Raw genomic sequence first — 11,484 nt, 5'->3', positions numbered from 1 at the left:
AAAGCGGGAATTACATACACTAAAATGCACTGAACTTTCGCTGCTGAAAATTATTTCTTTTTATTTAGTTCTTTTGCGAGTTGCTCCCAATGTTCGGTTAAGTCATCAATATCTATAGGATTTGCAGCTTTTTGTTCGACTAATCGACCATTGATAAAAGCTCTAGACAATATAGTTTCTATTAGGAAGTCTTCATTATTGTCATAGGGTTGGTATTTTTCTTTAAGATTTATATCGAAAAGGCGTGCAGTACTGTTGGACCAGAAAGCTTTCCAACCACTTTTGTAGTCTTTAATTAAATCGTAGGTAGAGATTCCGGTTTGGCGATAAATCAGCTTAACTAAAATTTGCCCTTGTTTTCGAGATAGCTTTTTTAATTTTTCTTTGAATTCATTCTCCATAAAATCTTCAACTATCTTAAAGTATTTCTTTTTTTCCTTATTGGATTTGAGATTTCCCATAGTTTTGTTCATCAAAGACAATCTTTCGGCCGCAGTTTTGGCAAATGGATATACCTTATATACTCTATTTTGTAACAATAGAAATTGTTTCTGTTCTTCAGGATCAAATTTGACTTTGGAAATCACTAACTCTCTCAGATAAATAGTATCCATTTTGGTGGTATCAATTTCGTCGGTATCAACTTCTGGCTCATTTACTACTTGAGCAAATGAACCAAATGAAATAAGAAATAGGATTAGTAGAAATTTGTTCTTCAGCATGCTTACTAATTTTAATGTAAAAATATAGAATATCCTTAACAAGTGTGATGCCAAATTTATATTTTAGCAAAAAAAAATATATGGCAACAAAATCTATACTTACAAAATCATCGATAGCATTTTTAGAAAAGTACTTAAACAATCCATCGCCTACAGGATATGAAGTTGGCGGACAAAAAATATGGATGGACTATTTAAAACCTTATGTTGATACTTTTATAACGGACACTTATGGAACAGCAGTAGGAGTTATTAATCCTGATGCAGAATTTAAAGTTGTAATAGAAGGACATTCGGATGAGATTTCATGGTATGTGAATTACATTACTGATAACGGACTTATTTATGTAATACGAAATGGTGGTTCTGATCATCAGATTGCACCTTCAAAACGTGTAAATATTCATACTAAGAATGGTATTGTGAAAGGCGTTTTTGGTTGGCCTGCGATCCATACGAGAAATCGTGGTAAAGAAGAGGCTGCTACTTTACACAATATATTTATCGATTGTGGTTGTGCTACCAAAGAAGAAGTAGAAAAATTAGGCGTTCATGTGGGTTGTGTTATTACTTATCCAGATGAATTTATGATTTTGAACGAAAATAAGTTTGTTTGTAGAGCGATTGACAACAGAATGGGCGGTTTTATGATTGCTGAAGTGGCGCGTTTATTGAAAGAAAACAAAAAAGATTTGCCTTTTGGATTGTATATTGTGAATTCGGTACAAGAAGAAATTGGTCTTCGTGGTGCAGAAATGATTACCCAAACCATAAAACCAAACGTTGCAATTGTAACTGATGTTTGTCATGACACCACAACACCGATGATTGATAAAAAAATTGAAGGAGATTTACAGATGGGAAAAGGTCCGGTTATAGCCTATGCACCGGCTACTCAGAACATTCTTCGTGAATTGATTGTTACTACTGCTGAAGAAAAGAAAATTCCGTTTCAACGTCATGCGACCTCACGAGTAACAGGAACCGATACGGATGCCTTTGCTTATAGTAATGGTGGTGTAGCATCGGCGTTGATTTCACTGTCATTGCGCTATATGCACACAACGGTTGAAATGGTTCATCGGGAAGATGTTGAAAATGTTATTAAATTGATTTATGAGAGTTTGTTACAAATAGAAAACAATCACAATTTCTCTTACTTTAAATAGAGCTATTAAAATAAAAGTCCCAAAACGTAATTGCTTTGGGACTTTTTTATTCTTCAAATTATGATTTAAAAGCTTCTTTAGTTTTAAATTCAAAATTAGTAGACATTTTATTGGATGAATTGATTAAATCAAAATCAATTGGGTAAACTTCATTTGTAATTGTACTTTCAATTATTTGATTCTCCAATCGGATATAGTCTTCTATCGTTGGTTCAATAGTTAATGGTCGATATTGTTCGTCTTGGCTTTCTGTGATTTTTTTATTTTCTTCAATTGTTTCTTCGTTTGATTTTTTATAATGCGAGGAAATTACTGCTATTGATGCCATTACTTTATCTTCCGATTCTATATTTACCTTTGGTTTAGATAAATAATTTTCTGAAGTTACCTTCCAATCTACTTTTGATTCTGTTTTAGCTCCTTCTGTTTCTAGATTTTGTTGATCCATTTCGATTGATTTTGCAAATGAAGTTGTAACAAACATACTTGCAAAGATTCCTAAATAAATGATTGAATTTTTCATGATTTGTTTTTTTTAATGATGATGATTGATGATGATTTTTTTTAATAATAATTGTAATTTTTTAAAACTAATACCTTGTATTACATAGTAGTTATTTATAAACTTAAACTAATTCCTTATTTTCATGACTTTTAATTATTTACTGTTATAAAACAATAAGACGATGACGTTTAAAAATTGTTACACAAAGTTACGAATAAATAAAAAGACCACGATAAATCGTGGCCTTTTTATACTAATACTGAAAAGTTATTTTAAGTATTCTAATACATTCATCTCAATACGTTGATTGATATTTGAAATATCTGCTTTCATGAATTTTTCTCCCAAAATATTCTCATATAATTCGATATATCGTTCTGAAACCGATTCAATATAAGCATCGCTCATATCTGGAATTTGTTGTCCCTCTTTTCCTTGAAATCCATTTTCAATCAACCAACGACGCACGAATTCTTTAGACAATTGTTTCTGTTCTTCTCCGCAATTTTGCAGCTCTTGATACCCTTCACTATAAAAATAACGCGAAGAATCCGGTGTGTGAATTTCATCAATCAATACAATTACTCCGTCTTTGGTTTTTCCGAATTCATATTTAGTATCCACTAAAATTAATCCACGATTGGCCGCAATTTCTGTACCGCGTTGGTATAGAGCACGCGTGTATTTTTCAAGTATTAAATAGTCTTCTTCAGAAACAATTCCTTTGGCTAAAATATCTTCACGTGAAATATCTTCGTCGTGTGAACCATTGTCCGCTTTGGTAGTTGGTGTAATTATAGGCGTTGCAAATTGATCATTTTCTTTCAGTCCGTCTTCCAGTGTAACACCACAAATAGTTCTTTTTCCAAGTGCATATTCGCGAGCTGCGTGTCCTGAAAGATAACCTCGAATTACCATTTCTACTTTAAAAGGTTCGCAAAGATGTCCGACTGCCACATTGGGATCGGGTGTTGCAATCAACCAGTTGGGAACAATATCGGAAGTTAACTCCATGAATTTTGTTGCAATTTGGTTTAGAATTTGACCTTTATATGGAATGCCTTTTGGTAAAACGACGTCAAAAGCCGATAGCCTGTCGGTCGCAACCATTACTAAAAGTTCGTCGTTAATGTTGTATACTTCACGAACTTTACCGCGATACACTGATTTTTGATTGGGAAAATTAAAATGGGTTGTAGTTATTGTATTCATTATATAGTGTGTTGTTGTGTTGGGCAAAAATAGTTTGTTTTCAACACAAATACAATTATTTATTTGTTTAAAACATATCGTCTGATAAGTTTGTCAAACAAACGATACCCTAGAAATCTTCTAAGGTTTTTCATCAATTTGGCATCAAACCCTATGGAATATTTTTTAAATCCTTTGGTTGGATTTTCAGCAATTTTATATATTTTATCTAAAATTGTAGCGGATAAATCGTGATTGTCACACGTTTTTCGACTCATAATTCCGTCGATACTTTGCATCATATCATTATAAGACTCGACAGTAGATTTTTCGCATTTGGTTACATTTTTTTGAAAATTGGAAGGCACATTACCAAATTGAACCGTTGCAACACTAATATTAAAATCCATAAGTTCGTAAGCCATACATTCTGAAAAACTTTCAACAGCTTGTTTAGTGGGATGGTAAAAACTTCCTAAGGGTAAATTGACTAATCCAGCAATGGAAGTAATGTTAATAAACTGTCCTTTTTGTTGTGCTCTAAAATGGGGAATAAAAGCCCGACAGACCTTAACCACTCCAAGCCAATTGACTTTTACAATGCAATCGATTTTAGCATCTTCTGATAACTCCACAAAACTGCGGTAACCAATACCAGCATTATTGATAATAAGATCAATAGATTGGTATTTATTTAGAATTTCAATTTTTGCTTTTTCAATACTTTCAGAAGAAGTAACATCAAGTTCGTAGCATTTAATGTTTGGAACGTCTATAAATACAGCAGCTTCTTTGATGCAAATCATTGTGGCGATAACATTCCAATTCTTTTCAGAAAAATGTAGCGCGATTTCTTTGCCTAGTCCGCCAGAAGCGCCTGTAATGAGTATAGTTTTAATTTTTGGTTGGTTTTTAGGTTTCCAAATCTATAGTATTTTAGATACAAAACCAAAAAATGATGTTATTTAAAACAAAACTAGATTGAAGTGGTTATTTCTAGTTTACAGATTACCGTTGTAGCCCTGATTGAAGCGAAATCCTTTTTGTTATTTTTAAATCACAAAAAGATTGAAGCGAAAAGCAGGAATTGCAATAACTACAATTTCCAAACCATTCGCTCCAAATTTTAGTATTTAAAAATCTAATTAATCGTGATTTTCGATACTTTTATAAGCATCGATTACCTTTTTAACCAATCGGTGGCGGACAATATCTTTATCATCCAGGTAAATGATTCCGATGCCGTCGATATCTTTCAACACCAACAAAGCTTCTTTCAATCCTGAAATAGTTCTTCGAGGCAAATCGACTTGCCCAGGATCACCGGTGATGATGAATTTAGCGTTTTTTCCCATACGCGTCAAGAACATTTTCATTTGCGAATGCGTGGTGTTTTGTGCTTCATCCAGAATTACAAAGGCATTATCGAGAGTTCTACCACGCATAAAAGCCAAAGGAGCAATTTGAATAATTCCTTTTAAAATGTAATCTTCTAAGGTTTGCGGCGGTAACATATCGCGCAAAGCATCGTATAACGGTTGCATGTAAGGATCTAGTTTTTCTTTCATGTCACCGGGAAGAAACCCCAGATTTTCACCAGCTTCCACAGCAGGACGTGTTAAGATGATTCGCTTGACTTGCTTTTCCTTTAGTGCTTTAACCGCAAGGGCTACACCGGTATAAGTCTTGCCCGTTCCGGCTGGACCAACAGCAAATACCATGTCGTTTTTTAAAACTTGCTCAACCAATTTATGTTGGTTGGGCGTCATGGCTTTGATTAATTTTCCGCCTATGCCGTGTACCAAAATTTTGTCATGGTCGGGCATGCGTTGTTCTTCTTGTGAATTGCTTTGAATTACTCTATCAATAACATTGGTGTCAATATTATTGTACCGTGTAAAGTGTAGCATTAATCGATTGAATCGATTTTCAAACTCATCCAGTTCTTCTTTTTCGCCAAATGCCTTTAGTGTTGTGCCACGAGCAACAATTTTTAACTTCGGGTAATACTTTTTAATTGTTTCAAGATGAGTGTCTTGTGCACCCCAAAATTCTTTTGGAGCGATGTCGTGTAATTCAATAATACGTTCGTTCAAATGGAAGGCGTTTTTTAATTAATTTTTTGCTAAATATTATTAGCTTTGCAATCATTTCAAATTTAAGAAATACACTAATACGTTTCTCATTTAGTTATAAACAATTTTATGTCAATAATTACCCTTACTACCGATTACGGCTTGAAAGACCACTTTGTTGGGGCTTTAAAAGGGAAAATTATTTCGCAACACAACGAAGCGTTGGTTATTGATATTTCGCATCATATTGATCCGTTCAATACTAGCGAGGCAAGTTATATTATTGGTGCCGCTTACAGTAGTTTTCCAAAAGGAACGGTACACCTAATTGGTATTGATATTGAACTAAAAGAAAACAACCAACATGTAGCCATTGAGTGGAATGGGCATTATTTTATTGCAGCCGATAATGGAATTTTGAGTATGTTGATTCAGAAAATTAAACCTCAAAAAATGGTAGCTATCAACATTCACGACCGATTACTTCCAGAAGCTACCGATATGGATGTATTTGTTACCGTAGCGGTTCATATTGCCAAAGGTGGTTCGTTGAGTGTTATTGGGAAAGAAATAAAAACATTGAAAGAAGTAACCGAATTGCAACCTGTTCTTTCTCCAGATTCTATTAAAGGTTATGTGGTTTACATCGATCATTTTGGAAATGCGGTTACTAATATTTCTAGAAAATTATTTTTAGACGTGGCCAAAGGAAGACCTTATGAAGTGAATTTTAAAGGTAAAAAAGTCAAAACCATTTTTGCAAAATATTCAGATATTGAAACTGCCGATAAACAAACCACTACCATAATGGGTAAAAATTTAGTCATCTTTAACGAAGCTGGTTTTTTGGAAATTGGAATTTACAAAAGTAATCCAAAAATTGGTTCGGCTTCTTCGTTATTAGGATTGACCTATAGAGATTTTGTAATGATTAATTTTAATAACTAGTTTTATGTTGGTACGAATCGTAAAATTATCGTTTCACGAAGAAAATATTCCCGCTTTTTTGGAAAATTTTGAATTAATGAAAACCCATATACGAAATGCTCCGGGAAACCGTTTTCTTGAACTGTATCACGATAAAAACAATCCGTGTATCTTTTTCACTTATAGTTATTGGGAAACGGAAGACGATTTGGAAAACTACCGAAAATCGGCGTTATTTGACGAAGTTTGGACGTTTACCAAGAAATTATTCAATGATAAACCCGAAGCTTGGAGTGTTGATAAATTAGTTTCTTTGGAATAAAAAGAACATAGAAAATAGAATAAAGAGAATAGACAAAAAATTAGTGACTTAGCGCCTTTGTGGCAAATTAGATATGAAATCAATATTATTAAGAGAAATTAAATCCTTTTTTGGTTCGCCCATAGGATATTTGGTTATCGCCATTTTTCTGTTACTCAACGGATTATTTCTTTGGGTTTTTGAAGGCGATTACAACATACTCAACAGCGGTTTTGCCGATTTAACACCATTCTTTACCATCTCACCTTGGATATTAATTTTCTTAATTCCAGCTGTGACTATGCGTAGTTTCTCTGATGAGAAGAAACAAGGAACCATCGAATTGTTAATGACCAAACCTATTTCGATTTGGGAAATTGTGGGCGGTAAATTCTTTGGAGCATTTTTACTGATTGTTATTGCTATTATTCCAACATTTATTTACGTTCACGTGATTTCTGATCTGGGAATGCCACAAGGTAATATTGATATGGGAAGCACCATGGGTTCTTATTTCGGATTGTTGTTTTTAATTGCTGGATACACTGCTGTAGGTGTCTTCACTTCTACTCTTTCGGAGAATCAAATTGTGGCGTTTATCGTTTCAGTTTTCTTATGCTTTATTCTGTATTTTGGATTTCAAGGTGTGGCTTCACAAGTCAAAAATTTTGAAGATATCATCGCTTTTTTCGGTATGGATTATCACTTTAAAAGTATGAGTCGCGGCGTTATCGATACGCGTGATGTACTTTATTTTGTAAGTATTGCCGTTTTATTCCTATCGTTGACTGTTTATAAATTAAAATCGTTAAAATCGTAATGGAACATAAGAAACCTAACTTAAAAAATCTGCTTACTATTATTGGTATTATAGTAGTACTGAACTTTGCCGGAAATTTCTTTTTCAAACGTTTCGATTTAACTGCAGACAAACGTTATACCCTTTCTGAAACTTCTTTAATCATTATAAAAGAAGTCAAAGAACCCTTATATGTTGATGTCTTCTTAGAAGGCAATTTTCCGGGAGAATTCAAAAAACTACAAACCGAAACGCAACAATTATTAGAGGAATTCAAAGCCTACAATCCGAACATTATTTTCCAATTTGTCAATCCGTTGGAAAAAGAAGAAGAACGTGATAAAATCATGCAACAATTTTACGATAGAGGTTTAACTCCGCTAAACGTAACGATGGATGACAAAGGCAAACAAACACAAGAAGTTGTTTTTCCTTGGGCTGTGGTGACTTACGGAAATAAAAGCACCAAAGTGCCTTTGTTGAAAAACATGATGGGCGCTTCAACGGCCGAAAAAGTGGTAAGTTCGGTACAGCATTTAGAATACGCTTTTGCCAATGCTTTCAATACGGTATCTAAAACGCGTGAGAAAAAAGTCGCGATTATTAAAGGAAACGGTGAATTACACGAACTTCAAATCGCCGACTTTTTAAAATCAGTTCGTGAAAATTATTACATTGGTCCGTTTACCCTGGATTCGGTTGCCAAAGATCCAAACAATACCTTAAAAGCGCTTAAAAAATACGATTTGGCTGTTATTGCCAAACCTACAGAAGCCTTTACTGATGCCGAAAAGGAAGTGTTAGACCAATTCATTATCAATGGTGGAAAAACCCTTTGGTTGGTGGATCAAGTGAATATGGAAATGGACAGTTTGATGGGAACTGGTGAAAACTTAGCCTTTCCTAGAGATTTGAATTTAAATGATATGTTTTTCAAATATGGTATTCGCATCAAACCCGACTTAGTGAAAGATGTTATGGCCACTCCTATTTCGTTGGCAACAGGTCAACAAGGAAGTGCTACTCAATACACCAAATTTCCGTGGTTGTATTCGCCAATGATTTATCCAACTGAGAATAAAGACAAGTCTAAAATTAGTCCGATTGTAAGTAATTTGGATGGTATCAAATTTGAATTCGCCAGCCCGATTGAAGTACTTAAAAACGATATTAAAAAAACGGTGTTGTTGCAAAGTTCTCCCTATTCAAAAGCTGTTGGAACGCCAATAACCGTAAATCTGAATATGGTGGAAGAACGTCCAGATCAAAAAGAATTTACGGGTAAAGGAAATCTTCCTGTGGCCGTATTGATGGAAGGGAAATTCCATTCGGTATATCAAAATCGAGTATTACCTTTTAAAGAAACCAGCTTTACTCCTATTGGAAAAGAAAATAAAATGATTGTAATTTCTGATGGAAATGTCATCCAAAATCAATTGGACAAAAATTACCAACCGTTAGAATTAGGCTTTGACAAATGGACTAACAATCTGTATGCTAACAAAGAATTCATGATGAATTGTGTGAATTATTTACTCGATGATAACGGACTTATTAACATCCGTAGTAAAGAAGTTGATTTACCTATTCTAGATAAAGAAAAAGTACATGAAGAATATACATTTTCTCAGATCATAACTATCGGAGTGCCAATTGCAATTTTATTGGTATTCGGATTAGTATTTACTTTCCTAAGAAAAAGAAAGTACAGCAAGTAATGTTAATAAAAATCTTTTTGAAATCTATTTCTTTAAGATATATTTGTAAAAAATAATATAAGATGAAGTTTATTGTATCAAGCTCGTATTTATTAAAACAACTACAAGTTTTAGGTAGTGTTATTAACAGTAGCAATACCTTACCTATCCTAGATAACTTTTTATTTGAATTAGATAAAAAAGCGTTAACGGTTTCTTCTTCCGATTTAGAAACGACGATGTCGGCTACTTTAGAAATTGAATCAACCGATAACGGAAGCGTTGCAGTTCCTGCCAAATTATTATTAGACATTCTAAAAACGTTTCCAGAGCAGCCTTTAACGTTTACTGTAGAAGAAAATAGTACGATTGAAATCAGTTCAAATTCAGGGAAATATGCCATTGCGTATGCACCAGGAGAAGAATTTCCTAAATCGGTAATTTTAGAAGATCCATCATCTACCTTGGTTCCTGCTGAAGTATTAGCCACAGCCATTAGCAAAACTATTTTTGCTGCTGGAAACGACGATTTACGTCCGGTAATGAGCGGTGTATTCTTTCAATTTTCTCCAGAAGGATTAATTTTTGTAGCCACTGATGCTCACAAATTAGTAAAATATGCGCGTACCGATGTAAAAGCATCTCAAGTAGCTGATTTTATTATGCCAAAGAAACCTTTAAATATTTTGAAAAGTATTTTAGGTGCTTCTGATGCTGAAGTGAAAATAGATTACAACGATGCTAATGCAACATTCTCTTTTGAAAATTACATTTTAACATGTCGATTGATTGATGGAAAATATCCAAATTATGAAGCGGTTATTCCAAAAGAAAATCCAAATAAATTATTGATTGACAGAACACAATTCTTTAGTTCTGTACGTCGTGTTGCTATTTTTTCTAATAAAACAACACACCAAATTCGTTTGAAAATTGCTGGTGCTGAATTGAATATTTCTGCCGAAGATATTGATTATTCTAACAAAGCAGAAGAGCGTTTGACTTGTGATTACCAAGGCGACGATATGCAAATTGGATTTAATTCACGTTTTTTACTAGAAATGTTGAGCAACCTTCAATCGGACGAAATTCAATTAGAAATGTCCATGCCAAACCGTGCAGGAATCCTTACTCCTGTTGATGGTCTTGACGATGGCGAAACGGTAACCATGCTTGTTATGCCAGTGATGCTTAACAACTAAGATAGATTAACTAACCCAACCAACGGAAACCGTCTTGTTTATAAAACGAGACGGTTTTTTATTTAAAAAATAATATATTTGTTGAGACCATTAAATGGAGAACCGAAAATCCTTAAGAGTAGGAACAAACAAAAACCAATAAATTATGAAACAAAAACTAGTCGCTTTGATGATTTGTCTAGGGACATTCTCAGTAGCAACAGCTCAAAAATTAGACAAATTTGGAGCTGATTTAGCAAAAAAATCGGTTATGGGTAAAGAAATTAGAGTTCCTTACACCGATTTAACAAGTTATTTTGGTTATATCAAACCAGGATCAAAACCAGACGAAGTTAAAGGAGGTAAAAAAATGTATTACATATATGTTTGGATTCCTGTTGCTGCACCAGAAATTGGAATTCGAATGATTTCGCCAGCACCAGAAAACATGAAACCTAGTGATAAAGATTATGTTTCAGCAGATTATACTGCAAATGCTTCTGATACCAAAAGTTTCTTTGATACTTGGGTAACTTTTGAAAGAGCAGACGGAATTTTTAAATTAGAAGATGTTGCTACCAAAGCTAAAACAGCTAAATGGACTACAATTGAAACCAATGACGATTCAAGCGAAATGCCAGCACAACCTTCTGGAAGCAAATACAACTCACTAATGAGAATTACTAGCGATACATCTAACCCTACAAAATCAATTGTTATGGGATTGTATCGAATAGGATTTACAACTTATAAAACAGGTGATGTTCAAGGAAGTTTCTTAGCGCAATTGGGAGCTCCGATTAAATTACCTGGAGTTGCAGTAGCCGTTAAACCTGAAGATTTAGCTACGGCCGCAAAAAATTAATTTTTTTTTAAGCATAAAAGTTAAGCCGCAACTCATTGGAATTGCGGCTTTT

12 protein-coding genes are annotated in these 11,484 nt (G+C 33.9%); 7 read left to right on the top strand and 5 right to left on the bottom strand.

Annotated elements, in window-relative coordinates; all coding sequences use genetic code 11:
- Window positions 1-50: 50 nt before the first annotated feature.
- The gene (locus ACODSI_RS11540) at window positions 51-722 is read right to left on the bottom strand and encodes a DUF4294 domain-containing protein (RefSeq protein WP_488917006.1); all 672 of its coding nucleotides are present in this window, start codon (window positions 720-722) and stop codon (window positions 51-53) included.
- An 80-nt stretch (window positions 723-802) separates the two neighbouring features.
- On the opposite strand from ACODSI_RS11540, the gene ACODSI_RS11535 reads away from it, so the two are divergent.
- The gene (locus ACODSI_RS11535; protein ID WP_488917005.1) at window positions 803-1,891 is read left to right on the top strand and encodes a M42 family metallopeptidase; all 1,089 of its coding nucleotides are present in this window, start codon (window positions 803-805) and stop codon (window positions 1,889-1,891) included.
- A gap of 58 nt (window positions 1,892-1,949) precedes the next feature.
- Here the strand turns inward: ACODSI_RS11535 and ACODSI_RS11530 are convergent, their stop codons facing one another.
- From ACODSI_RS11530 to ACODSI_RS11515, 4 genes are all read right to left on the bottom strand, one after another.
- Complete coding sequence (locus ACODSI_RS11530) at window positions 1,950-2,414, bottom strand: hypothetical protein (RefSeq protein WP_488917004.1); 465 nt, start codon at window positions 2,412-2,414, stop codon at window positions 1,950-1,952.
- 249 nt (window positions 2,415-2,663) lie between these two features.
- A complete protein-coding gene (locus ACODSI_RS11525; RefSeq protein ID WP_488917003.1) occupies window positions 2,664-3,608 on the bottom strand; it encodes a phosphoribosylaminoimidazolesuccinocarboxamide synthase in 945 nt (314 codons plus the stop codon).
- Window positions 3,609-3,667: 59 nt separating this feature from the next.
- On the bottom strand, window positions 3,668-4,438 hold the full coding sequence (locus ACODSI_RS11520) for an SDR family NAD(P)-dependent oxidoreductase (protein WP_488917008.1): 771 nt from the start codon (window positions 4,436-4,438) through the stop codon (window positions 3,668-3,670).
- Window positions 4,439-4,732: 294 nt separating this feature from the next.
- Entirely contained in the window at window positions 4,733-5,683 is a 951-nt protein-coding gene (locus tag ACODSI_RS11515) for a PhoH family protein (RefSeq protein ID WP_488917002.1), read from the bottom strand.
- Window positions 5,684-5,791: 108 nt separating this feature from the next.
- Between ACODSI_RS11515 and ACODSI_RS11510 the strand changes: the two genes are divergently transcribed.
- The 6 genes from ACODSI_RS11510 (at window position 5,792) to ACODSI_RS11485 (ending at window position 11,432) form a co-directional block, all read left to right on the top strand.
- Complete coding sequence (locus ACODSI_RS11510; protein ID WP_488917001.1) at window positions 5,792-6,610, top strand: SAM hydrolase/SAM-dependent halogenase family protein; 819 nt, start codon at window positions 5,792-5,794, stop codon at window positions 6,608-6,610.
- Window positions 6,611-6,614: 4 nt separating this feature from the next.
- The gene (locus tag ACODSI_RS11505) at window positions 6,615-6,911 is read left to right on the top strand and encodes a putative quinol monooxygenase (protein WP_488917000.1); all 297 of its coding nucleotides are present in this window, start codon (window positions 6,615-6,617) and stop codon (window positions 6,909-6,911) included.
- 73 nt (window positions 6,912-6,984) lie between these two features.
- Window positions 6,985-7,710 (top strand): gliding motility-associated ABC transporter permease subunit GldF, encoded by a 726-nt coding sequence (gene gldF / locus ACODSI_RS11500; protein WP_488916999.1) that lies wholly within the window; start codon window positions 6,985-6,987, stop codon window positions 7,708-7,710.
- Window positions 7,710-9,407, top strand: coding sequence for a gliding motility-associated ABC transporter substrate-binding protein GldG (gene gldG / locus ACODSI_RS11495; protein ID WP_488916998.1), 1,698 nt, complete (start codon window positions 7,710-7,712; stop codon window positions 9,405-9,407). The genes gldF and gldG overlap by 1 nt, the downstream gene beginning before the upstream one ends.
- A gap of 62 nt (window positions 9,408-9,469) precedes the next feature.
- Complete coding sequence (gene dnaN, locus ACODSI_RS11490) at window positions 9,470-10,588, top strand: DNA polymerase III subunit beta (RefSeq protein WP_488916997.1); 1,119 nt, start codon at window positions 9,470-9,472, stop codon at window positions 10,586-10,588.
- 145 nt (window positions 10,589-10,733) lie between these two features.
- Complete coding sequence (locus ACODSI_RS11485) at window positions 10,734-11,432, top strand: Lipl32 family lipoprotein (protein ID WP_488916996.1); 699 nt, start codon at window positions 10,734-10,736, stop codon at window positions 11,430-11,432.
- Window positions 11,433-11,484 lie beyond the last annotated feature (52 nt).

The sequence above is a fragment of the Flavobacterium sp. FG139 genome (assembly GCF_057809695.1).
Note: the sequence above shows the minus strand (reverse complement) of the source record. Positions and strands in the feature narration are given on the sequence as shown.